Origin of the sequence: Amycolatopsis sp. NPDC051106, from assembly GCF_040682775.1 — a bacterium.
GTDB lineage: Bacteria > Actinomycetota > Actinomycetes > Mycobacteriales > Pseudonocardiaceae > Amycolatopsis.
Map to the genome: position 1 here is coordinate 89,884 of NZ_JBFBBQ010000015.1, position 21,787 is coordinate 111,670.

General features: G+C 70.7%; 20 protein-coding genes and 3 tRNA genes. 6 read left to right on the forward strand and 17 right to left on the reverse strand.

Annotated features, from left to right (window positions below; all coding sequences use genetic code 11):
• Positions 1 to 28: 28 nt before the first annotated feature.
• From AB0M83_RS14795 to AB0M83_RS14810, 4 genes are all read right to left on the reverse strand, one after another.
• On the reverse strand, positions 29 to 604 hold the full coding sequence (locus tag AB0M83_RS14795; RefSeq protein ID WP_364517120.1) for a TerD family protein: 576 nt from the start codon (positions 602 to 604) through the stop codon (positions 29 to 31).
• A gap of 12 nt (positions 605 to 616) precedes the next feature.
• Positions 617 to 1,660 (reverse strand): DUF475 domain-containing protein, encoded by a 1,044-nt coding sequence (locus tag AB0M83_RS14800; protein WP_364517122.1) that lies wholly within the window; start codon positions 1,658 to 1,660, stop codon positions 617 to 619.
• A gap of 36 nt (positions 1,661 to 1,696) precedes the next feature.
• A complete protein-coding gene (locus tag AB0M83_RS14805; RefSeq protein ID WP_364517124.1) occupies positions 1,697 to 2,275 on the reverse strand; it encodes a TerD family protein in 579 nt (192 codons plus the stop codon).
• Positions 2,276 to 2,639: 364 nt separating this feature from the next.
• On the reverse strand, positions 2,640 to 3,623 hold the full coding sequence (locus AB0M83_RS14810) for a hypothetical protein (protein ID WP_364517126.1): 984 nt from the start codon (positions 3,621 to 3,623) through the stop codon (positions 2,640 to 2,642).
• A gap of 369 nt (positions 3,624 to 3,992) precedes the next feature.
• Here AB0M83_RS14810 and AB0M83_RS14815 point away from each other — a divergent pair, with 369 nt between their 5' ends.
• Positions 3,993 to 6,191 carry an NB-ARC domain-containing protein gene (locus AB0M83_RS14815; protein WP_364517128.1) on the forward strand — a complete coding sequence of 733 codons (2,199 nt, stop codon included), beginning with the start codon at positions 3,993 to 3,995 and terminating at the stop codon, positions 6,189 to 6,191.
• 7 nt (positions 6,192 to 6,198) lie between these two features.
• Here the strand turns inward: AB0M83_RS14815 and AB0M83_RS14820 are convergent, their stop codons facing one another.
• Entirely contained in the window at positions 6,199 to 6,444 is a 246-nt protein-coding gene (locus AB0M83_RS14820) for a hypothetical protein (RefSeq protein ID WP_364517130.1), read from the reverse strand.
• Positions 6,445 to 6,724: 280 nt separating this feature from the next.
• On the opposite strand from AB0M83_RS14820, the gene AB0M83_RS14825 reads away from it, so the two are divergent.
• Positions 6,725 to 6,889: a hypothetical protein gene (locus tag AB0M83_RS14825; protein ID WP_364517132.1), complete on the forward strand. Its 165-nt coding sequence runs from the start codon at positions 6,725 to 6,727 to the stop codon at positions 6,887 to 6,889.
• An 18-nt stretch (positions 6,890 to 6,907) separates the two neighbouring features.
• On the opposite strand, the gene AB0M83_RS14830 is transcribed toward AB0M83_RS14825, so the two are convergent.
• The 9 genes from AB0M83_RS14830 to AB0M83_RS14870 all read right to left on the reverse strand — a co-directional run bounded on the left by AB0M83_RS14830 (position 6,908) and on the right by AB0M83_RS14870 (position 14,242).
• A complete protein-coding gene (locus AB0M83_RS14830) occupies positions 6,908 to 7,927 on the reverse strand; it encodes an SEFIR domain-containing protein (RefSeq protein ID WP_364517134.1) in 1,020 nt (339 codons plus the stop codon).
• Positions 7,928 to 8,049: 122 nt separating this feature from the next.
• Positions 8,050 to 8,685, reverse strand: coding sequence for a TetR family transcriptional regulator (locus AB0M83_RS14835; protein ID WP_364517136.1), 636 nt, complete (start codon positions 8,683 to 8,685; stop codon positions 8,050 to 8,052).
• 15 nt (positions 8,686 to 8,700) lie between these two features.
• Complete coding sequence (locus AB0M83_RS14840) at positions 8,701 to 10,104, reverse strand: MFS transporter (protein WP_364517138.1); 1,404 nt, start codon at positions 10,102 to 10,104, stop codon at positions 8,701 to 8,703.
• A 104-nt stretch (positions 10,105 to 10,208) separates the two neighbouring features.
• The gene (locus AB0M83_RS14845; RefSeq protein WP_364517140.1) at positions 10,209 to 11,075 is read right to left on the reverse strand and encodes an alpha/beta hydrolase; all 867 of its coding nucleotides are present in this window, start codon (positions 11,073 to 11,075) and stop codon (positions 10,209 to 10,211) included.
• A 170-nt stretch (positions 11,076 to 11,245) separates the two neighbouring features.
• A tRNA-Asn gene (locus tag AB0M83_RS14850) sits at positions 11,246 to 11,318 on the reverse strand.
• 19 nt (positions 11,319 to 11,337) lie between these two features.
• A tRNA-Gly gene (locus AB0M83_RS14855) sits at positions 11,338 to 11,410 on the reverse strand.
• Between the two features lie 200 nt (positions 11,411 to 11,610).
• On the reverse strand, positions 11,611 to 12,255 hold the full coding sequence (locus AB0M83_RS14860) for a response regulator transcription factor (RefSeq protein ID WP_364517142.1): 645 nt from the start codon (positions 12,253 to 12,255) through the stop codon (positions 11,611 to 11,613).
• A complete protein-coding gene (locus tag AB0M83_RS14865) occupies positions 12,252 to 13,424 on the reverse strand; it encodes a histidine kinase (protein ID WP_364517144.1) in 1,173 nt (390 codons plus the stop codon). Before AB0M83_RS14865 ends, AB0M83_RS14860 begins: the two co-directional genes overlap by 4 nt.
• Positions 13,421 to 14,242 (reverse strand): CPBP family intramembrane glutamic endopeptidase, encoded by an 822-nt coding sequence (locus tag AB0M83_RS14870; RefSeq protein WP_364517146.1) that lies wholly within the window; start codon positions 14,240 to 14,242, stop codon positions 13,421 to 13,423. The genes AB0M83_RS14865 and AB0M83_RS14870 overlap by 4 nt, the downstream gene beginning before the upstream one ends.
• 150 nt (positions 14,243 to 14,392) lie before the next feature.
• On the opposite strand from AB0M83_RS14870, the gene AB0M83_RS14875 reads away from it, so the two are divergent.
• Positions 14,393 to 15,640, forward strand: coding sequence for a pentapeptide repeat-containing protein (locus tag AB0M83_RS14875; RefSeq protein WP_364517148.1), 1,248 nt, complete (start codon positions 14,393 to 14,395; stop codon positions 15,638 to 15,640).
• 218 nt (positions 15,641 to 15,858) lie between these two features.
• Here the strand turns inward: AB0M83_RS14875 and AB0M83_RS14880 are convergent, their stop codons facing one another.
• Together AB0M83_RS14880 and AB0M83_RS14885 are read right to left on the reverse strand one after the other, a co-directional pair.
• Positions 15,859 to 16,701 carry a hypothetical protein gene (locus AB0M83_RS14880; protein WP_364517150.1) on the reverse strand — a complete coding sequence of 281 codons (843 nt, stop codon included), beginning with the start codon at positions 16,699 to 16,701 and terminating at the stop codon, positions 15,859 to 15,861.
• 176 nt (positions 16,702 to 16,877) lie between these two features.
• Positions 16,878 to 17,660, reverse strand: a complete 783-nt coding sequence (locus tag AB0M83_RS14885; protein ID WP_364517152.1) for a hypothetical protein — start codon at positions 17,658 to 17,660, stop codon at positions 16,878 to 16,880.
• 416 nt (positions 17,661 to 18,076) lie between these two features.
• Between AB0M83_RS14885 and AB0M83_RS14890 the strand changes: the two genes are divergently transcribed.
• Entirely contained in the window at positions 18,077 to 18,409 is a 333-nt protein-coding gene (locus tag AB0M83_RS14890) for a hypothetical protein (protein ID WP_364517154.1), read from the forward strand.
• Positions 18,410 to 18,486: 77 nt separating this feature from the next.
• On the opposite strand, the gene AB0M83_RS14895 is transcribed toward AB0M83_RS14890, so the two are convergent.
• Positions 18,487 to 18,559, reverse strand: a tRNA-Thr gene (locus AB0M83_RS14895).
• A 170-nt stretch (positions 18,560 to 18,729) separates the two neighbouring features.
• On the opposite strand from AB0M83_RS14895, the gene AB0M83_RS14900 reads away from it, so the two are divergent.
• Together AB0M83_RS14900 and AB0M83_RS14905 are read left to right on the forward strand one after the other, a co-directional pair.
• The gene (locus tag AB0M83_RS14900; protein ID WP_364517156.1) at positions 18,730 to 20,229 is read left to right on the forward strand and encodes a threonine/serine exporter family protein; all 1,500 of its coding nucleotides are present in this window, start codon (positions 18,730 to 18,732) and stop codon (positions 20,227 to 20,229) included.
• Positions 20,230 to 20,311: 82 nt separating this feature from the next.
• Positions 20,312 to 21,754: a trehalose-6-phosphate synthase gene (locus tag AB0M83_RS14905; RefSeq protein ID WP_364517158.1), complete on the forward strand. Its 1,443-nt coding sequence runs from the start codon at positions 20,312 to 20,314 to the stop codon at positions 21,752 to 21,754.
• Positions 21,755 to 21,787: the final 33 nt, after the last annotated feature.

Below are 21,787 nucleotides of genomic sequence, written 5' to 3' on the forward strand. Positions count from 1 at the left end.
GGTCTGGGGTCTGGGTCGCCGGTCGCGGTCAGAGGTGCCGCGACACGGCGGGCAGCAGGTCGCGGAACGTCCGGCCGGTGGCGGCCGCGCCGATCGCGGTCATCGCCCAGCCGCCGGGTTCGCGGGTCAGCTTCGCCATGATCTGGGCGGTGTGCCGGCCGGATCCCGAGAGGTCGTAGCGGGCGGTCTCGCTCTCGTTCGTCTCGTCGACGAGCCGGCAGTACGCGTTCTCGATCTGCGAGAAGTCCTGGCCGGTGAAGGAGTTGACGGTGAAGACGATCGTGGTGATCTGGACGGGGACCCGGCCGAGGTCGACGCGGATCGACTCGTCGTCGCCCTCGCCTTCGCCGGTGAGGTTGTCGCCGGTGTGCCGCACCGAGCCTTCGATGCTGGCCAGCTGCTTGAACCAGACCTGGTCGACGAGCCGGTCGCCGGCGTCGAAGAGCAGCGCGGACGCGTCGAGGTCGATGGTCTGCGCCCGGCTGCCGAACAGGCCGCGCTTGGGCATCGCGTCCCAGCCGAGGCCCATCCGGACCCGCGTGAGCGTGTGGCCGTCGGCCTTGGTCAGCGAGACGCGCTCGCCCTTGCTCAGTGTCACAGTCATTTCCGTGTCCTTTCAGGGGGTGAGGGCCAGCCGCCGGTTGCGGACCACCGACGACAGCAGCGCCATGCCGATGAACCCGACGCCGATCAGCCCGGTGACGATCTCGGGCACCTCGTAGCGGATGGTGCAGAGCAGGAGCACGGCGAGCGCGCCGATCGCCCACTGCGCGCCGTGTTCGAGGTAGGCGTATTCGTTGAGCGTCCCGTTGCGGACGAGGAACACCGTCAGGGAGCGGATGTAGGCGGCGCCGATGCCCAGCCCGATCGCGATGAGGACCGGGTCGGACGTGATGGCGAACGCCCCGACGACGCCGTCGAAGCTGAAGCTCGCGTCCATCACCTCGAGGTAGAGGAACAGGACGAAGGCCGCTTTGCCGGCGACGGCCATCGGACGTCCGCTGTGCCCGTCGGGCTCGGCCGGCTCGAACAGGTCGCTCAGCCCGCTCACGAGCAGGTAGGTGATGAGGCCGAGCGCGCCGGAGACGAGGACGCTCACCGGTTTTCCCGCCGGGGCCAGGAAGTCCGCGGTCAGCAGGAGCGCGCCGGCCGCGACGATCACCGAGATCTGCTTCAGGCGGCCGATCCGGGCGAGCGGGCGCTCCAGCCACGACAGCCAGGTGAGCTCGCGTTCCTCGAAGATGTAGTTGAGGAAGAGCATCAGCAGGAACACGCCGCCGAAGGCCGCGATGGCCGGGTGCGCTTCGTGCAGGACGAAGCCGTACGTGCCCGGGGTGTGGAGGTCGCCGCCCGCCATCGCGAGGTGGTAGGCCTCGGCCGGCGACAGCTTCGCGGTCAGGCAGACCACCACGACCGGGAACAGCAGCCGCATCCCGACGACCGCCACCAGGATGCCGGCCGTCAGGAACAGCCGCTGCCACTTCCGGTTCATCCGCGCGAGCACCCCGGCGTTCACGACGGCGTTGTCGAAGGACAGGGAGATCTCCAGCACCGCGAGCACGCCGACGACGGCGAGGCCGAGTGTGCCGCCGTACCAGAACGCCAGCAGCAGGCCGGCCACCGTGATCGCGAACGATCCGCCGAATGTCTTCAGCACCATTTCCCTCCTCTGTCCGTGCTCACCGGCCGCGGCCGGTCAGGCGGCGTTGATCCCGTAGTCCTTGGCGATTCCGGCCAGGCCCGCGGTGTAGCCCTGGCCGACGGCCCGGAACTTCCAGTCGCCGCCGTTGCGGTAGAGCTCGCCGAAGACCATCGCGGTCTCCGTGGACGCGTCTTCGGAAAGGTCGTACCGGGTCAGCTCGGCGCCGTCCGCCTGGTTCACGACGCGGATGAACGCGTTGCGCACCTGGCCGAAGGCCTGGCCGCGGGCTTCGGCTTCGTAGATGGAAACGGGGAACACGATCTTGTCGATCTCGGCCGGCAGGTTCGCGAGGTCGACGGTGATCTGCTCGTCGTCGCCGTCCCCGCCGCCGGTGAGGTTGTCGCCCGTGTGCCGCACCGCGCCGTCCGGCGTGGCCAAGTTGTTGAAGAAGACGAAGTGCTTGTCGGACAAGGCGTTCCCGTCCGCCCCGAGCGCGATCGCACTCGCGTCGAGGTCGAACTCCTCACCGCTGGTGGTCCGCTCGTCCCAGCCGAGGCCGACGGTGACCGCGCTCAGGCCGGGCGCCTCCTTCGTCAGCGAAACGTTGCCACCCTTGCTCAGGCTCACGCCCATTTTTCCTCCTCGGTCGCCGAGAATTCACCCGCGGCACCGCGGAAATTCGCGGTGTCCGCCGGGGGTCGGCAAAAGAATGGTTTCCGTTACACCCCGGAAGGCGTTTTCGCTTTTCCGGGTGCCACCGATCGACAGTGGATACCACGACCAGTCGCCGGATCCGCTCGGCACGTTACCGGGAGCGGAGTGCTTGACCGGATCGTCACCGATTCCGAATCAGCGCTTGCCCCGGCGCCGGGGCAGCCACGGGGGAAGTGTCGCGCTTCTGTCGTGTTTACGACGCGGCTTTACCCCGCCGGATAGGGCATTCTGGAAGAAGACGCTCACGCCGAGGAGGAGCATGACGCGCACCGGGCACGGCCGGTCAGGGGGCGGCCGGCTGCCAGCCCACTCCGTAGGACCTCGCGGGCTGGAGGTCCTGGAAACGGGTGTGCACCTCACCCGCGTTGTCGAGGAAAAGCGGCTTGCGCGCCGGCACCGGGTCTCCCGCGTCCTTGGAGAGGTCGCCGTCGATGCGCCAGATCCGGTGTGGCGGCTCACGCCGATCGAACCGGACATTGAGGTCGAAACTCTCGCACGGGAATTCCGGCGTGCAGCAGTAGAACGGCGCCGGCATCTCTTCCAGCCGCACGCGGAAGAAGAATTCGTGCTGGTCACCGGCGTCCAGAACCCGCGGCGGCCGCAGGCGGAACGCCACCCGCGTGGAAGAGACCATGCGCACGGAATGCACCTCGCCGCCCGAGAGGACGTCGATGCCGAGGCCGGAGAGTTCGGGCTCGCCGGCCGGGCTCGCCGGGCGCGCAAGGGAGACGCCGTGCTCGATTTCCTCGAGCCCGGCGACGTGGCTGACGATCCGCCGGGTTTCGAAGACTTCGGCGGCGGTACCGGTCAGGGTCAGCCGGACCGCCAGCGCGGACGTGTGCCACGGCCCCTTGCTGATCGCCGACGAGCTCCCGTAGGCCGCCGGCGCCCCGTAGGCCGCCTCGGCGATGAGGTAGACGACGTCGTCGGCGCGGCGTTGCATCGTGCGGATGTTGCGGTCGGCGCCGCTGCCCAGCAGTTCGAGGCGCGCGGTGTACCGCTCGTTCGCGCCGGTGCCGAAACCCAGCACGATCCGTGCCGTTTCCCGCTGCGGCTCGGGCAGCTTTTCGATCAAGGACAGAAGCGTGGCGACCACTCTCGCGCGGACCGTCCCCGGGTTGTCGTCCTCGTGGATCCCGCACACCGCGCGCAGTTCTTCGCCGACGACACCGGGCAGGTTCTTCGCTTGGACGCCCAGGCCTTTGCGAAGCAGTTTCAGCTCCGTTGAGAGAGCGTTGATCTTCGCGTCGGCCGCCTCCTGAGCCAAGCCGCCACCTCCGTGTTGGTCGCTGCGGGGAAGTGTACTCATGGTCCTCCGCGCGCCGCGGAGCCGTCACCCGTTTCCGGCCTGTTTCCGGAAGCGGGAAACAGCGCAGGTAGAACTGGTCAGCACCGTTTCCTCTCGAGTGGCAACGCGAAACGCCTGTTCCGGGCGAATTCACCGGGCGAAGCTGGGATCACCGAAATCAATCGGTGAAACCAGGAATTCGATCCGGAAAGGTGAAAGCGATGCACACGCACCTCATCATCGTGCTGGGCCAGCTGGTCTCCCTGCTGGGCTGACCAGGAACAGGCCGGCGGGCCCGGGCCGCCGGCCGTCCTTCCCTCCCATCGCCGAATACAGGATGATTGACCGATGCAGGACTTTGGAGCGGAATTGAAACGTCGACGGACGTCGGTCGGTATGTCACTGACCGGACTCGCGGCCGCCGTGCATTTCACCAAGGGCTATCTCAGCAAGGTGGAGAACGGCAAGGCCCGCGTGAACCGGGACCTGGCCAAGGCCTGCGACCGGGCACTCGACGCCAAGGGAGAACTGCTCGCCCTCGCCGCGGAACCGGGAATGCCCGCGCGCCGCAACGCCGGCGGCATCGTCGGCCTGCCGGACGGCGGCCGGTACTTCGTCGGGCGGGAAACCGAGCTCGACGCGCTTTCCGCGTTGCTGCTGGACCCGGACGACAGCCGGGTCGGCGTGGTGCACGGGATGGCGGGGGCCGGCAAGACGGCACTGGCCGTCGCCGCGGCCCGCCGCGTCGAGCGCGCCTTCCCGGACGGCAGCCTCTTCTTCGACCTCCGCGGGCACACGCCGGGCGCGGCCGAGCTTTCGCCCGGTGAGGCCCTCGGCCGACTGCTGCGGCTGCTCGACGTCTCTGCCGACCAGCTGCCCGCCGACGAGGACGGCCGGGCCAACCTGGTCCGCGACCAGCTGCGCGGCCGGCGGATGATCCTCGTGCTCGACAACGTGCGGTCCGCCGAACAGATCCGGGCGATCGTCCCGGGTGAGACCTCGTCCCGGATCCTGGTGACCAGCCGGGGCCGGCTCCCCGCGCTCGACGACGCCTGGCACTTCCCGGTCGACGTGCTCCCGCTCGAGGACGCCGTGCGGCTCCTGCGGTCCGTCGCGGGCGAGCACGGACCGGGCGACGACGGCGTGGCGACCGAGCTCGTCCGGCACTGCGGCCGGCTTCCGCTCGCGATCCGCATCGTGGCCGCCCGGCTCGTCGCCGGCGGCTGGACGGCGACGAGGCTGCGCGACCGGCTGGCCGACGAGAGGACCCGCCTCGGCACCCTCGACGACGGCGAGCGCAGTGTCGCCACCGCGTTCACCGTCTCCTACGACTCCCTGCCCGGCGACCAGCGGCGGCTGCTCGGCCTGCTCGCCCTGCACCCCGCGACCGCCGCCGAGGCGGCCGCCGTCGAAGCGCTCGCGGGCCTCGGCCCCGGCGAGGCGGATCGGCTGGTGGACCGGCTGCACGACGCCCACCTGGTCGTCCGCGACGAACGGGGTTACGTCGACCTCCACGACCTGATGCGGATGTTCGCCTCGACGCACGCGCTGCCCGACGTCGAGCCGGACGACCGCGAAGTCGCCGTGAGCCGGCTGGTCGACCACGCGCTGATGACGACGCTCGCGGCCGACGAACTCTCGGAGCCGTACCGGTTCCGCCCGGACACGGGGCTCGCCACGTCGTCCACGGTTCCGTTCGCGGACGCGGTCGGCGCGCTCGCCTGGCTGACCGCGCAGTGGCCGATGCTGGTCGAGATCGTCGATTCGGCGTTCCGGCACGGGTTCCACGACCGCTGCTGGCAGCTGGCTTTCGTGCTCCGCGCGTTCTTCTTCCGGGAGAAGCTGTTCGAGCCGTGGATCCGGACGCACGAGCGCGCGCTCGAGGCGGCGCGGGCGATCGGCGACCCGAGCGCGACCGGGATGATCCTCAACAACCTGGGCATGGCCCACATCGAGTCGGGTCGCGTCGACGAGGCCATCCGGTTCCACCAACAGGCGCAGGAGTGCTTCGCGCAGGCCCGCGACGACCGCGGCGCGATCGACGCGCTGTCCAGCCTGGCGTGGGCGCGCCTGTACCGCGGCGAAGCCGAAGCGACGTTGACCGACCTGAGGACGGTGCTGGACGTCTACCGCCGGACCGGCCGGACCCGGAACGTGGTCATCGCCCTGCGCGGTATCGCGCTCGCTTCGGCGGCGCTGGAACGGTTTCCGGAAGCGCTCGCCAGCGCGCGTGAGGCGCTCGAGCTCGCCCAGCTGCCGGTCGACCGGGCGATGTCGGCCAACGGCGAGGCGTGGGTGCGGTTCCGCGCCGGCCAGTGGGACGACGCGGAGCGCGGTTATCGCGGCGCAGCCGAACTGGCGGACGACGCGGGGAACGAGTACGAACGCGCCCGGGCGTTGACCGGCCTGGGCAACACGGCGGCCGCCCGCGGCGACCGTCAGGCGGCGGCCCGCTGGTGGGCCGAGGCCGCCGCGTACCGGGTCACGCTCGATCCGACCGTGCTCGGCGAGGCCGCGTACCGGAACCGCCTCGCGAGCGCGGACTGACCAAGGCTTAGAAGACGATGAGCCGTTTCGCCTGCCAGGTCCAGATCCGCCACGCGTAACGGAGAGCGAGGGCGGCCAGGGCCAGGCCGAGGAGCCCGCTGACGACCGAGCCGTGCCCGAGCAGGGCGAACCCGGCGATCGTCAGGACGATGGTCCAGGCCGTCCACAAGAGACCGTAGCCGGCTCGGCGGCCCTCGCTGTAGGGGTGGACTCGGGCCGCCGGGCCCGCGGTCGGCTGCGTTTCCGAACTCATGGTCTTCTCCTCCGCACGATGGTTTCGGCATTCCTGCCCACCAGTCGCCGCGCCGGCGAAACGCGTTGCGGTGAACCGCGCATTGTCGGGATTCTGACGCGTCCGGCAGGCACCGGCCCCCCGGTCGGTGGGATTGTCACCGCCGGATCCGTTTCCCGGACACACCCCTCTTCAGGCAACGGAAACGCCTGGTGGCAACCCCCTCCCGGCGCGCACCATTGACGCAGTCCGAATTCCACGGAAATCCCCCGGCGATCCGGGAAATCACGAGGAGCCTGCCATGATGGTCGTCTGTTCTTTTTCCGCCCTGGTCCGCACCGCGCTGTTCCTCGTCACGCTGGCCCTGGTGGCCGGTGTGGTCCTGGCCGGCCCCACCGCGCCGACGAGCACCCCCGGCCAGGGCCCGGCGGCCGCTCCCACCACCAGCGAGCCCGTCGAACACTGACCCCGGTCGTGGCACCCGCTACTCGAAGAGCACCGGGTTCCCCCACGCCAGCGCGGGGAGCTTGTTCGACTGGCCGCCGGCGGCCAGCACCCCCGCCAGCAGCGGGCTCGCGGTGGTACCCGGCCGGTACGCGACGAGCCTGAGGCGCAGCACGTTGACGACGTCGTACCGCAGCCAGGCCGGCCGGCCCAGCCGGACCTCGACCTGGTCCTGGGGAACACCGTCGAGGAAGACCTGGAAGTAGCCGACCTGGTCGGCGTCGGCCGCGTCGTCGAGCACGCCGGCGACGGCCTCGAAACCCGTGTAGCGGCGGCCGAGGTTGTACTCGACGACCGCGCGCGGTTCGTTCGCGAACAGGGAAGGCCGGTACACGATGCTGTCGCCCCGGTGCATCCCGTCGATCTCCGCGCCGGTCATGCGGATATCCGAACTGCGGCTGGCCGGGCTCAGGACGGAGGTCAGCAGAATCGGCTTCGCCGTACGGCTTTCGGGCGGCGCGCCCACGAAGGTGCCGATCTCGGGCAGCATGAAGCGAGCCACTCCGGTGAACGCGACGAGCAGTTCCGCGACGCCGGCCGGGGTGAACTCCTTGATCTCGTACCGGGTCGTGGAATGCGCGTTGAGGAACGACGGAATCTCCTCGACGCGTCGCCCCGGCAACACGACGGGCAGGATCCGCCGGGTCGCCCGGGGCAGGTCCTGGGTGAGGTTGTCGCGGATCATCGCGGCCTCGAACTGCGCGCCACGTCCCAGGTGCGGCACCTCGGTGCCTTCCGCGCGCCGCTTGTAGTCGGGTGACGCGATCACCAGCACGAAGTCCGCTTCGGCGAGCTGCTCGATCGCCCACAACGACCAATCCCGGCGGCCATCGTCAGCCCATTGGTCGAGCCGGACGTCGATTCCCACACCGGTTCGCAGGAACGTCGCGAATTCACGGACGAGATCGAAGTGCCGTTTGTCGTCGTGGGAATAGGTGATGAAAACCCGGGGCGGCGTTCCCGCGTCCGGCGTGGTTCTTTCCTGCTGCTCCATCGTCATGACGTTTCCCTCGGGCCACGGGTGGTCCAGCCGATTGAACCTCAGGCCGTGAGCCGAGAAGGCCACCGCGGTGCACTGTCCGCTTTTTGTCCGCCGGTTGTCCCGATTTCCGCAGAGAGGGCTCAGGCCGGCCGTTCCGCTCCCAGGTGCTCGACCAGCCTGGCCAGCTGGTCCGCGTACCGCCGCACGAAGTCCGGGGAATCCGGGGCGGACCGCGTCAGCCCCTCGGTGATGTGCGGGAGGGTCACCGGTGCCATCGCCGCCGCCATCAGCAGGATCGTCAGGCAGGCCGGGTCGACCCACTCGGGCAGGCGGCCGCCGGCCTTCATGGCCTCGATCTGCTCCACCGTCCCGGCCAGGCGCCGGGTCCTCGCCTCGTTGTCGGGATCCGTCTCCGCGCTCTCGTACTCGAGGCCCGACCACGCCACCAGCCGCATCCCGTCGCGGCCCGTCACGCCCTCCAGCGCGTGCTGCCGCACCTGCTCCGACAGGGGCGTGTCCGGTGCGACGAGCTCGCGCTGCCGCTCGGTCCACTGCTCCGACAACGCCCGGTACAGGCCCTCTTTGCCGTCGAAGTAGTAGGAAATCAGCTGCTGGTTCACGCCCGCGCGGCCCGCGATCGACGCGATCCGCGCGCCCGCGTAGCCCTTCGCCGCGAACTCCGCGCCCGCCGCCTCCAGGATCAGCCGGCGGGTGCGCTCCGGATCCCGTTGCCGCTCTTGGGGTTTCGGCGAACGGCGAGGCTTCGAGGCGGTCACGCCCGCGACTATACGTCAACCAACCGCTTGACTCTGCGGAACGGAAGGGTGACGAGCGGGCAGCGCCGCCGTCAGCACGAGCGCGAGCACCAGCACCCCCGCGCTGACCGCGAGCGCGCCGGCCGTCGCGGACTCGTACCCGCCGTCGAGCCGGGTGAAGAACACCGTGCCGAACAGCGCGATCCCGGTCGCCGTACCCAGCTGGACGGTGGTGTTCACGACGCCGGACGCCGCGCCGGCCTGCTCCGGCCGGATCTCCGCCATCGCCGTGCCGAACAGCGCGTTCAGCACGGCACCCATGCCGAGCCCGACGCCGATCACCGGCCCGAGCAACGCCCATCCGCTCAACGCCGCGCCCTGCTGCACCACCAGGATCGCGACGGCGGCCAGGCTCGCCAGCAGCACCGCGACGGCCCCCGCGGCGAACGCCCGCCCGAGCGCCGGGGCGAGCCGCATCGCCACGACGTTGCCCCCGACGATGCCGAGCGTCGACGGCGCGAACGTCACCGCCGCCTCCCACGGCGAGAACCCCAGGCCCAGCTGCAGGTGCAGGGTCAGGACGAAGAAGACGCCCATTCCGGTGTTGACGCAGAACAGCACCGCTTGGCTCCCGGCGAGGCGCTTCACCAGGTCCGGCGGGACCAGCGGTTCGCCGCCGCGGCGGGCCTGGATCCGCTGGTGCAGCGCGAAGGCGCCGAGCAGCGGGACGGCGGCCACCAGCAACGCGACCGACCACGCCGGCCAGCCCAGCTCGCGCCCCTGCACCAGCGGGTAGAACACCGCGAACAGCGCGGCGGTCAGCAGCGCGAGGCCGCCGAGGTCCAGGCGGTGCCGGAGGAATCCGGGCCGGCCCGGCATGGTGACCGCCGCCCCGGCCAGCGCGAGCAGGCCGAGCGGCACGTTCACCAGGAAGATCGCGCGCCAGCCGGTGCCGAACAGGTCGGCCTGGGTCAGCGCGCCGCCGAGCAGCGGGCCGGCGAGCCCGCCGACCGGGAACGCGCCCGCGTACCAGGCCATCGCCTTCGGCCGCTCCCGCTCGTCGAACTCCGCGTGGATGAACGAAAGCACCTGCGGCACCATCAGCCCGGAGCCGACGCCCTGCACGCCGCGCGCGGCGATCAGCACGCCGACGTGCCCGGCGAGGCCCGCGACGAGCGACGCGGCGGTGAACACGAGCATTCCGGCCACGAAGAGCTTCTTCGTGCCGTGCCGGTCGCCCAGGCGGCCGCCGGTGATCAGCGTCAGCGCGAACCCCAGCGCGTACCCGGCCGAAATCCACTGCAGCGCGGCGTCTCCGGTGCCGAGTTCGCGCCGGATGGTCGGCAGCGCGACCGCCACGATCTGGTTGTCGATCATGTCCACCAGGACGGCCAGCACCACGACCGCCAGCGCCCACCACCTGAGTGCGTGCTTCTCCACGACGTCCCCCTTGCTCCGCCGGCGACTCCGGCGCAGCAATCATCAGCCAGTCGACGTACTCTGTCAACTAGTTGTTTGATTGGGTTAGTCAGTGAGGTGAAAGTTCAGGCTTCGAGGACCTCCCGGAGCTTGCGCGCGAAGGCTTCGGGCTGACCGGCGTAGCCGAACTCGCCGCCGAGGAAGCCGCCGTGGTGGCTGGGGAACACCGTCGCCTCCTGGCCGAGAAGCTCGGCGGTGGCGAGCGCGGCGCGTCCGGTCATGACGTCGACGGACTCTTCGCCCACCGCGATCACGATCCGCGTCGGCGCCGCCTTCAGCGCCTCGACGTCCAGCCGGTACGCCGTGACGGCCGAGGAGCGGTCGCTCATGAGCGGGTCGTCGCGGCGGCCGTCGTCCTCGGCCGGCATGCCGAACTGGGCCGGGTCCGGCGCGGGCTGCGCGAAGTAGTCGTCGGTGAATTCACCCTTCCACGAGGTCATCGCGATGAAGGCCGCCATGCCGGCGCCGAAGCCCCGGGCCTGGTAGACGTCCCGGAAGGCCTTCCCGGCTCGCTCGGCCGCGGCGGCATCGGGCAGCACGCCGACGAGCGGCGGTTCGTGGGCGACGAGGGTGCTGACGTCCTCGGGATGGGCGGTGACGAGCGCGAGCGCGGCGACGGCGCCCCCGCTGCTCCCGAACACCTCGACCGGGCCGGCGCCGAGGGCCTGGATGACGCCGTGGAGGTCCCCGGCTTGGATGGCGGGCACGTGGTCTTCCCGGCCGTCTTTGCGGACGCTGCGCCCGAGCCCGCGCGGGTCGTAGGTGACGACGGTCCGCTCGGGGAAGTACGAGGCGAGGGTGCTGAACCCGCCGGCCTCCATGGGCTGCCCGACCATGAGCAGCGGCGGCCGCGGACTGTCGGCGGGCGCGGGCCCGTGCACGTCGTAGACGACGTCGGCTTCGGGTGTTTCCAGTACGTGGGTGGTGGTCATGGGTTCCTCCCCCGGTTCGGGACTCGGGGGAAGCGTAGACCGGGGTACCGACAATTTCGGCGGTCTCCACAGTGGAGCAGGTGGTCGCGCGCCGTGGTGTCGATCCACGTGGGCGGGGCGTATGAGACCCCGCTGGTTGCCGAACCGCGCGCGTGGGGTGGCGGACATCGCTCCCCCGCCAGGACTCGAACCTGGTACCTCCCGATCAACAGTCGGGCGCGCAGCCTGTTGCGCTTCAGGGGAAAGAGTGAATCGCTGCGAGAGCGGCCGGTGGGCATCGAACCCACTGCTCCGGTTTGGAAGACCGGCGTGTCCGCCGAGTTCACCACGGCCGCAAAGCGCACTCGCGTCCACCGCATCGGTACGGCGAAGACGAGCGCAGGAAGAAAGCACCCACAAAAAAAGCCGCCCGGATCGATTCCTCGACGGGCGGCTCCGTGACACGACGATGTGCTACGCCATGACGAGGAGCCTTCGAAGATTGTTTTCTCGCATGGAAAACATGATCGCCCACCCCGCCGGGAGCGTCAACGCATTAACGCACGAGCCCCGTGCGATACGCGTAGACCACCGCCTGCACGCGGTCGCGCAGATCCAGCTTCGTCAGGATGCGCGACACGTACGTCTTCACCGTCTCCTGGCTGATCACCAGCGCCGCGGCGATCTCGCTGTTGGACAATCCGTCCGCGATCAGCCGCAGCACCTCGAGTTCCCTTGGTGCCAAAGCGACTTCGCCGGCCGCGGCCGGGCGGATCCGCGCCGCGTACTTGCCGACCAGCCGGCGCGTCACCTCCGGGTCCAGCAGCGCGGCGCCGGTCGCGACGGTCCGGATCCCGTGCAGCAGCTGCGCCGGCGGCGCGTCCTTGAGCAGGAACCCGCTGGCCCCCGCGCGCAGCGCCTCGTACACGTACTCGTCGAGGTTGAACGTCGTCACCACGAGCACCTTGGCCGGCCGCTCGACCCCCGCGCCGGCGAGCAGGCGCGTCGCCTCGATACCGTCCAGCACCGGCATCCGGACGTCCATCACGACGACGTCGGGCCGCAGCTCCCCGGCGAGGTCGACGGCGGCGCGCCCGTCGGCGCACTCGGCGACCACCTCGAGGTCGGGCTGGGCGTCGATGATCGTCGCGAATCCGGTGCGGATCAGCGCTTGATCGTCGCAGACGAGAACCTTGATCACGACGACCTTTCCGAAGGAATCCGGGCCCGGACGACGAAACCGCCGCCCGCACGACCACCCGAGGTGAATTCGCCGCCGAGCGCGTCGACCCGGGCGCGGAGCCCGGCCAGCCCTCGCCCGCTTCCCCCGACGGACGCGCTCGCGGGGGCGCCCCCGTTTTCCACGCTACCCGAGGGCACCGACAGTTTCGGGCCGTCGGTGGTCACCTCCACGAAGATGTCCCCATCTCCGCGCCGCATCCGGACCTCGGTGTGGTGGCCGTGCGCGTACTTGAGCGCGTTCGTCAGCGCTTCCTGCACGACGCGGTAGACAGCGGCCTCGGCACCACCGGCCCCCGCCGGCTCGCCGTCCTCGGTGAACTCGACCGGCTGGCCGGCCCGCCGCGTCTGCTCCACCAGGTCCCGCAGCGAACCGGTGGACGGCGTCCGCAGCGAGGCACCGTGGTCGGGGTTGAGCAGGTCCAGCAGCTGCCGCAGGTCCGCGATGGCCAGCCGGCCGGTGTCGGTGATCGCCGTCAGCGTCCGGTCGAGCCGCTCCGGCGCGGCGGTCAGGTAACGCGCCGCCTCGGTCTGCACGACCATCGCCGTCACGTGGTGGGTGACGACGTCGTGGAGTTCGCGCGCGATGCGCGTCCGTTCGGTGGTGCGGGTGGTTTCGGCGACGAACTGGCGGTGCTTCGCCTCCGCGGCGCGGGACTGCCGCAGCCAGGCGCCGATGCCCCAGGCGAGAGCCAGCGCCAGGTAGAACGTGACGAAGCCGGTCACGCCCTCGGGCGCCCCCTGCCGGGCGAGCGCGATCGCCAGCGAGACGTACGCCGCGGACGCCACGGCCACGGTCGTCCACCGGAAGCGTTCGAGGTGGGCGGCCGCGCTCAGCAGCGCGATCGGCAGCGCGCAGGCGGCCACCGTGTGGTAGCCCTCGAGCTGGTCGACGGCGAAGCCGAGCGACACGAGCGCGAGGCACCCCGCCGGCCACCGTCGCCGCAGGGCCAGCGGCAGGCACTCGACGGCGACCACCAGGAGCGCCCAGGCGTCCATCGGCCGCGACGGCAGGCCGCCGACCTGGGTTCCGTAGCCGCCCAGCGCCGGGGTCAGCGCCAGGCCGGCGAGCAGCAGCCCGAACGCGAGGTCGCGGACCGTGACGTCGAGCCGCCGCCAGAGGTCGATCACGGGAGGACAGTAACGGCCGCGGCGGCGCGTCCCCGGCGAGGCACGATGTGGCCGCGGCGGCGGGCCAGCCGCATGAACACGACCGTCACGATGACGCCGGCCAGCAGCGAGTAGAGGCTCGCCTCGGGCCCGAACTCACCACCGCTGATCGCGGCCGGGCCGGACATGACGCCGTGCAGCAGTCCCTGGGGCGCGTCGGTGCCGGAGACCTGGGTGCCGAAGAGCCCGCCCTCGGCGAAGTTCCACGCGAAGTGCAGCCCGATCGGCACCCAGAGGTTCCGGGTGGCGGCGTAGGCGGCGGCGAGCATGCCTCCGGCTTCGACGGCGATGGCGAAGGCGCCCCAGACGGTGGCGTGGGCGTTGAAGAGGTGCGAGATGCCGAAGACCAGTCCGGTCAGCGTCAGCGCCGCCCAGGTACCGATGCGGCCTTCGATGATCCGGAAGAGAATGCCGCGGAAGACGAGTTCTTCGGTGACGGCGGCGGCCGCGCTGAACCCGAAGAGCGCGATGGCGCCGGCGAGGGAGCCCCAGCCGAGCACCTCGTAGCCGCCGACCAAGGCGATGTTCGCGATGACCAAGACGAACAACCCGCCGCCGAGGAGCAGCCCCCGGCCGAGAGCCGCGTTGTTCTTGACGATCTCCTCGGGCACGCGGTGCTCGGTCTTGCGCACGATCCACCGGTACGCGACCACGGCGAGAACCGCCGTGGCGAGCCCGATGATCAAGGTGAGCGGGGTGTTCCACTGCACGGCACTGGCGGCCAGGCTGCCCGCCACGGCCACGGCGGCCACGGTCACGAGCTGCAAGAACAGTCGCACGACGACTCCTTGGTGAGAACCCGCGGCGGGGGTGCTGCGGTCATGGAGAACGTTAGGAATTCGGCGCGCCGGAAACGTCACCGTGGAGTGGACAGTCGGGTGTAGCTCGCGAGGGGGACAGCGGGATCGGAACTCGGCGAAGATGGGGGCATGGGCGACGATCGACCCGAGGTGAAGCCGGGCAAGGTGCTGTCCAACCGCGTGATCGCCTGGTGCGCGGCCGGTCTGGTGGTGGTCGCCGCCGGGATCGGGTGGCCGCTGCTCGCGGTTTACGGCCTCGGCCTCGAGGCGATCCGGACCGTCGGCACGATCGTGCTCGGCGCGGGTGGCGCGGTCGGCCTGCTGCTCGCCGCGCGCCGGCAGCAGACCGCCGAGCAGGACCTGGTCGAGAAACGGCGCGATCTCGCGCACAAGGAGCACGTCCAGCGTCACACGGAGGCCGTCGCCGCCGACACCCTCGCTCACCAGCAGCGCATTTCCGCCGTGACCGAGGCCGACGCCGCGGAGCGGCGGATCACCGAGCTGTACGCGAAAGCGGTCGAGCAGCTCGGTTCGGACAAGGCACCGGTCCGGCTGGGCGGCCTGTACGCCCTCGAACGGCTCGCGCAGAACACGCTGTCGCAGCGGCACACCGTGGTCAACGTGCTGTGCGCCTACTTGCGGATGCCGTTCGGAGCGGACGTCGAACCCGGCGAGGCGCAGGAAAAGCACGTGCGCATCGCCGCACAGCGCATCCTCGCCCGGCACCTGCGCCCGGGCACGGATTCGCGGTCCGACGCCGACGCGTTCTGGCCGGACACCGAACTGGACCTGCGCGGCGCGACTCTCTTCGAGTTCGAGTTCGTACGTTGCCGGGTCCGGTCGGCGTTGTTCACCGACGCGAAGTTCAAGGGCGACGCCAACCTGGGCGGCACGGCGTTCCTCGAGCGCGCCGACTTCGACGGCACGACGTTCACCGGCAGCGCGAGGTTCAGCGACGCGTCCTTCGTCAAGGGCGCCCGGTTCCGCGCCGTGCAGTTCCAGAGCGAAGTCCGGTTCCGGGGCACGACCTTCCGCGGGGACGCCCGCTTCACCGGAACCCGGTTCCTCGGCACCGCCTGGTTCGGCGAGGCCGCCTTCCGCGGCGACGTCTGGTTCACCCAGACGCAGTTCGAGCAGGACGTCCGCTTCGACGGCGCCGTGTTCACGGGCAACGCGCGCTTCCACGACGCGACGTTCGCCGAGACGGCCGGAAGACGTCTCAAGATGTTCAGACGCGCGTGGGTCCGCCCGGCGAGCCGCTCGCACTGGCCACCGGGCTGGGCACCGCTCGACACGGCGGACGAGCCGTGGCCGGACTCGGGCGGTGGCTGGCAACGGCTGCGGCCGGTGAACGGGGAGGAAGGGCCGGGCGGCTGACCGAAAAGGCGTCCTGAGTCCGCGGTTCGCCTCTTCCGCCGCGGGCCCGCAAGGCGGTGGTCACGCGACGCCGGCCGCGGACCCGTACGGGGTTGTTCATCCCCGACCAGCCCGACGACGCTTTGGCCGCCTGGCGCGGTGATCGGTCGTCACCAGCCTGGAAACGACTCAGGGCCGGACGCCCAAGTGCGTCCGGCCCTGAAGGTGAATCAGCGTGACTACTTACCCAAGAGCCCGGTCACCGACTCGAGGGTCGCCGGACCGTGCTGGGTCACCGGTGCGGTGACCGCGGCGGTGTTGTAGCGCCCGCCGCGGGTCAGCGGCGTGCTCCCGGCCAGCTGGGTCAGGCCGGAGAGCGAGGTCAGCCGGGTCACGTCGGGGACCCCGTTCAGCGCCGGGAGGTTGGCGCTCGACAGCAGCCCGCCCACCAGCGGAAGCCCCACCGCGGGCGTGTCCGCACGCTGCTCGTCGACCGGCTGGACCGTCTCGGTCGGGGCCGCGGCGTGCAGGCCGGTGACCCGGGTGCCCGCCTCGGGGTCGAGGGGCTGGGTCGTGACCGTTCCCCGCACCGGCAGCCGGCCGTCGACCGGAGTGAGCGTGGTCAGGTCCGACGCCACCGTCAGCGGCACGGCGACCGGCAGCATCGGCAGGTCGGTGGCCGCCAGCTCACTGCCCAGCGGTGCGTTGAGGTCCTGTTCCGGCTGCTCGCCGCTGACCTCGGCGCTCGGCGCCGGGTCGCGCTGGAGCAGGTGCACCGGCACCGCGTGCAGCACCGCCGCGGGGTTGGCCTGCGGGGTGGCCGGCAGCACCGCCTTGAGGGCCTGGACCGGGTGCCGCGGGTCCACGCCGGTCACCTCCTGCAGCGGCTGAAGGCCGTCGGTGGACCCGTTCACCGTGTCGACGGCGTCGTGGAGCCCGGGGTTGGTGACGACCTGGTCCAGCGGCGAGACGGACGATTCGGGGGCGACGGTCTCCGCCGCGAAGGCGCTGCCGCCGCCCACCATCAGCAGGCCGCCACTGGCCAACGCCACCTGCAGGGTCCGCTTCGTCTGGATGCGCATGACAAATACTCCTTCGATCGATACAAGGGAAAGTGACAAATGGTTGACCAGGCGCAATCAAAGAAGCGCCGGTAATTGAGGATTCCCCGGAGGGAATGCACAGGAAATGACGTCGGGACGGACGCCCGATGCGAGCCGGCGAACCGCCGGCGCGGGTTTACAGGCCCGAAGGCGCGTCAGTCCGGCGTGGTACCGGGCTGGATTTCCGTCGACGTCACAGCTCGGCGCAGCACGCCGTTCCGGGACTTCGCCGGCTGCGGGTGGTCCGCGGCCGGGGCCTGCACCGCGTCACCGCAACCGTGGTCGTGGCCGGCGGTGAAACCGGCATTGGCCGGGACCACGCAGGACGGCAGCCACGATCGTCCGGGGAGCCCGCCCGCGCCGTGCTCGGACCGGGAGCCGGCGTGCGGCCGATCGGCGATCCGCGCGGTGGCCGCGTGAACCGGGATCGCCGCCGGGGAGAAACCGGCCGATCGTTCCCGCGGGCCACTGTCCGTCGGCGCGGGCGTGCTGTCGCCCGGTCCTGCGGAGGCCGAACCGGCGGGCGAGTTTTCGTTGTGGTCGCTCGGCTTGTCGGCCTGCGCCACGAAATCGGTCAGGTCGGTCGCCGCCACGGCGACGCGTCCGACCGCGAGGACGGCAGCGGGAACCGAAGCCACCGCGTGGGACGCGCCGGCGCCGAGCGCCTCGGTCTGCGCGGCCGCTTCGGACAAGTCGCGCACCTGGGCGAGAGCGGACGTCGCCGCGCCGTCAGCGTGCCGCGACAAGGGAACGGCCACCTGCGAAAGCACGGGCGGCCGCGGATCGCCGACGGTGGTCACGACGGAACCGATCGGCCCGTCCGCGTCCTGGGTGACGGTGCTGGCCGACGCCGTGGCGCTCAGCCAGGCGATCGCCGAGACCGCGGCAGCGCCGCCGATCACGACCAGCGCACGCGCGAGGATCCGACGGGCATTCACCCGGTCGCCTCCCCGCTTCGCCGCACTCGTCACGATCTCGATCCCGTCCGTTCACCGGCTCTTCTGCCCTCGGCGATCAATCACGCCGATTCGGCCGTTCCACCATAACCACCCGCCATTCACCGCTTCCGCTTTACCCCACTCCGAGAGCCGGAAGGAGCCCATTCGAGCCTCATGCCCATACCGCCGACCAGCGGAAACTCGTCCGCGTGGACAAATGGGAACAGAACGAGCGCGACGCCGTGGATTCACCCGATATAGCTACACCGCGATAAGATTTCGGAGATTTCCCGCAACACGATCGGGGGATCCGTGCGTGAATCGCGGCCGCGGCGTGCACCCTCCCCACCGACGACGCTTTCCCACGGTCATCCGACGTCGTCGATCCCGTTTCGCTTTCACTCGAGGAGATCCCCATGATCAAGAAGATCGGCCTGATCACCGCCGCCCTCGCCGCCGGCGCGTTCCTCACCGGCGGGATCGCCTCCGCCGACACCCCGGTCGACGACTCCGGCCAGGTCGGCCTGGTCAACCTGAACAACACCGACGTCCTGCACAACGTCGACGTGGCGCCGGGCATCTGCGGCAACGACGTCAACGTCCTCGGCGTCCAGGTCCCGGTCCGCGACGCGCTCAACGGCATCGGCGTGCCGATCCTGTCGCCGGGCGAGCACGAAGCCAGCGGCGAGAGCCCGTACAACTGCGCCGCGAGCGCGATCACCGACGACGGCACCAGCCAGGGCAACTGACCACGCAGCAAGATCCATCCCGCCGGGGCGGGCGGCCACGAGCTGCCCGCCCCGCACTCCGCGGTGCCCTTCACTTGAGCCGCCAAGGGGGCTCGAACCCCTGACCTTCTGTTTACAAGACAGATGCTCTACCAGCTGAGCTATAGCGGCCTGGCGCCCGAGGCGCCGCCCCCAGTGTATCGGGCCCTCGCCAAGATCCTCTCGATAGGCACGATCCCCAGCTCCAGGCCACTATGGAGCGACGTGGTGCACGCCACTGCAACGGTGGACACACCCCGGTCGATGTGCCGTGAGGAGAGAGAAGAGCGAGGAGGTGGATCTTGAAGATCAACGAGCGCACCAACGGGGGCACCACGACCAGATGGCCCCTGCTCGAACCTCCTCAGCAGAAACCGCGGGTCCACCGCCCGAACCTCCTCAAGCGCCGCCCGTGGCAGGTGCTCGAGGCTCCCACCGGTGAGTTCCCCGCCGTCGACGCCGATGAGGCCATGGGGCCTCAGCTGCCCGACGAGGCCACCGTCAACTTCGTGCTCGACCTCTCGCTGCGGATCGGTGAGGTCCAGATGTCGAGCGGGGCCGGCGCCTCCGACGTCACCGCCACCATCATCGCCATCGCCGGGGCGCTCGGGCTGCCGCACTGCGAGGTCGACGTCATCTTCACCTCGATCACCGTCACCTGTCACCGGGGCAGTGACCTCTCGCCCGTCACCGCGCTGCGCGTCGTGCGGAGCCGGAGCCTCGACTACACCCGGCTGACCGAGACCGAGAAGCTCATCCGGAAGATCGTCCGCGGCCACATGGGGGCCGAGCAGGCGCAGACCGAGCTCGAACGGATCACGCAGGCGCCGCACCCCTACCCGCGCTGGGTCGCGACGCTGTCCTGGGGCGGGGTTGCCGCCTTCATCACCATCCTGCTCGGGGGCGGCTTCGACATCGCGCTCGTCGCGTTCGTCATCAGCGGCGTCATCGACCGGATCGGGCGGCTCGTCAACCGGTACGGCCTGCCCTTCTTCTTCCAGCAGGTCATCGGCGGGCTCGTCGCGACGCTGTCGGCGATGGCCATCGTGAGCAGCAACCTCCTGACCACCGACAAACCGACGCTCGTGGTCGCCGCCGCGGTCACCGTGCTGCTGTCCGGGCTCTCCACCGTCTCCGCTGTGCAGGACGCGATCACCGGCTACAACGTCACCGCCGCCGGCCGCACCATGGAAACCGCGCTGATGTCGGCCGGCCTGATCGCCGGGGTCGTGCTGGCCCTGCGGATCGCCGTCATGCTCGGCCTGCCGCGGACGCCGTTGCCCGAGGTCAGCGGGTCGACGCCGCAGCAGCTGCCGCTCGTCGTGCTCGGCGGCGCCGGCGCCTCCGCCTGCTTCGCGCTCGCCAGCTACTCCAAGATGCGGGCCATGCTGGTCGCCGCGGCCGCCGGGGCCATCGGCGCCGCCGTCTACGGCAGCCTGATGCTGGCCCAGCTCGACGGCGTCAGCTCGTCCGCGGTCGCCGCGACGCTCGTCGGTTTCTGCGGCGGCGTGCTCGCGCGGCGACTCGGCGTTACTCCACTGGTGGTCGCCGTGTCCGGGATCACTCCGCTGCTTCCGGGCCTTTCGACCTACCGTGGTCTGTATCAGATCGGGGTCGAGCCCAGTGGCGACATCTCGACGCTCATGACGGCCGTCGCGATCGGGCTTGCGCTGGCAGCGGGCGTGGTACTCGGCGAATGGCTCGCCCAGCCGGTACGGACCGGTCTGGGCAGGCTCGAGCGGCGGTTCGCCGGACCACGCATGGCTGGTCCGCTCGAACCGACCGAGCGAAGCTTGGAGTAACCCGACGGTCACCGGCTGTTCATCGCTCACGCGATAGGGTTTCACTCTGGGGCCGCGACCCAGGACGCGAGGAGCAGCAGACGTGAGTGACAAGAAGGAGAACGGGAACCAGGCCGACTTCGTCGTGGTGGCGAACCGGCTACCGGTCGACCTCGAACGCAGCAACGACGGCGAACGCCGCTGGACGGCCAGCCCGGGCGGGCTCGTCTCCGCGCTGGAGCCGTTCCTGCGCTCGCGGAAGGGCGCCTGGGTCGGCTGGCCGGGCATCCCCGACGTCGACGTGGACGAGTTCGACGACGACGGCCTCGTGCTGCACCCCGTCTCCCTGAGCGCCGACGAGGTCCGCGACTACTACGAGGGCTTCTCCAACGCGACGCTCTGGCCGCTCTACCACGACGTCGTCGAGCGCCCGGTGTTCGACCGCGTGTGGTGGAACAGCTACGTCAAGGTGAACCGCCGCTTCGCGCAGGCCAGCGCCGAGGTCGCCGCCCCGGGCGCGACCGTCTGGATCCAGGACTACCAGCTGCAGCTGGTGCCGGCGATGCTGCGCGAGCTCAGACCCGACCTGCGCATCGGCTTCTTCCTGCACATCCCCTTCCCGCCGGTCGAGCTGTTCATGCAGATGCCGTGGCGCGCCGCGATCATCCGCGGCCTCACCGGCGCCGACCTCGTCGGCTTCCACCGCCCCGGCGGGGCGCAGAACTTCCTCTGGCTGTGCCGCCAGCTGATCGGCCTCGAGTCGACGCGCGGCGCGGTCGGCGTCCGGTCGCGGCCGGGCACCATGCAGGTCGGTGACCGGACCGTCCGGGTCGGCGCCTTCCCCATCTCCATCGACGCCGCCGGGCTCGACACCCTCGCCCGCACGAAGGGCGTCCAGGAGCGGGCCGCGCAGCTGCGGCGCGACCTCGGCAACCCCAAGACGGTCCTGCTCGGCGTCGACCGCCTCGACTACACCAAGGGCATCGACCTGCGCCTGCAGGCGCTGCACGAGCTCCTGCACGAGGGCAGGCTGCAGCCGGACGACGTCACGTTCGTCCAGCTCGCCACCCCCAGCCGCGAGCGCGTCGAGCACTACCAGCGGATGCGCGGCGAGATCGAGCAGATGGTCGGGCGGATCAACGGCGAGTTCTCCCGCGTCGGCCACCCGGTCGTCCACTACCTGCACCAATCGGTCGATCGCACCGAGCTGGCCGGCTTCTTCTCCGCCGCGGACGTCATGGTCGTGACGCCCCTGCGTGACGGAATGAACCTCGTCTGCAAGGAGTACGTCGCCGCCCGGCACGACCTCGGGGGCGCGTTGGTGCTGTCGGAGTTCGCCGGTGCCGCCGCCGAGCTCTCTAGCGCATTCCTCGTGAACCCTCACGACCTGGACGGGGTGAAGGACGCTTTGGTAGCTGCCATTACGCTCGACCCGGCTGAGGGCCGTCGCCGGATGCGCGCCATGCGTCGCCAGGTCCTCACTCATGACGTCGATCGATGGGCGCGCTCGTTCCTCCAAGCCTTGGGTGCCGAAGCGGTCGACTGACATAGTCCCGACCATGCACGAGCTCCTGAGGAG

Excerpts from the sequence above, each read along its gene's own strand:
- AB0M83_RS14825 (WP_364517132.1), top strand. The coding sequence starts at position 6,725 with ATGATGGTCGTCTGTTCTTTTTCCGCCCTGGTCCGCACCGCGCTGTTC.
- AB0M83_RS14815 (WP_364517128.1), top strand. The coding sequence starts at position 3,993 with ATGCAGGACTTTGGAGCGGAATTGAAACGTCGACGGACGTCGGTCGGT.
- AB0M83_RS14795 (WP_364517120.1), bottom strand. The coding sequence starts at position 604 with ATGACTGTGACACTGAGCAAGGGCGAGCGCGTCTCGCTGACCAAGGCC.
- AB0M83_RS14820 (WP_364517130.1), bottom strand. The coding sequence starts at position 6,444 with ATGAGTTCGGAAACGCAGCCGACCGCGGGCCCGGCGGCCCGAGTCCAC.
- AB0M83_RS14890 (WP_364517154.1), top strand. The coding sequence starts at position 18,077 with ATGATCAAGAAGATCGGCCTGATCACCGCCGCCCTCGCCGCCGGCGCG.
- AB0M83_RS14830 (WP_364517134.1), bottom strand. The coding sequence starts at position 7,927 with ATGACGATGGAGCAGCAGGAAAGAACCACGCCGGACGCGGGAACGCCG.
- AB0M83_RS14880 (WP_364517150.1), bottom strand. The coding sequence starts at position 16,701 with ATGCGCATCCAGACGAAGCGGACCCTGCAGGTGGCGTTGGCCAGTGGC.
- AB0M83_RS14875 (WP_364517148.1), top strand. The coding sequence starts at position 14,393 with ATGGGCGACGATCGACCCGAGGTGAAGCCGGGCAAGGTGCTGTCCAAC.
- AB0M83_RS14805 (WP_364517124.1), bottom strand. The coding sequence starts at position 2,275 with ATGGGCGTGAGCCTGAGCAAGGGTGGCAACGTTTCGCTGACGAAGGAG.
- AB0M83_RS14845 (WP_364517140.1), bottom strand. The coding sequence starts at position 11,075 with ATGACCACCACCCACGTACTGGAAACACCCGAAGCCGACGTCGTCTAC.
- AB0M83_RS14800 (WP_364517122.1), bottom strand. The coding sequence starts at position 1,660 with ATGGTGCTGAAGACATTCGGCGGATCGTTCGCGATCACGGTGGCCGGC.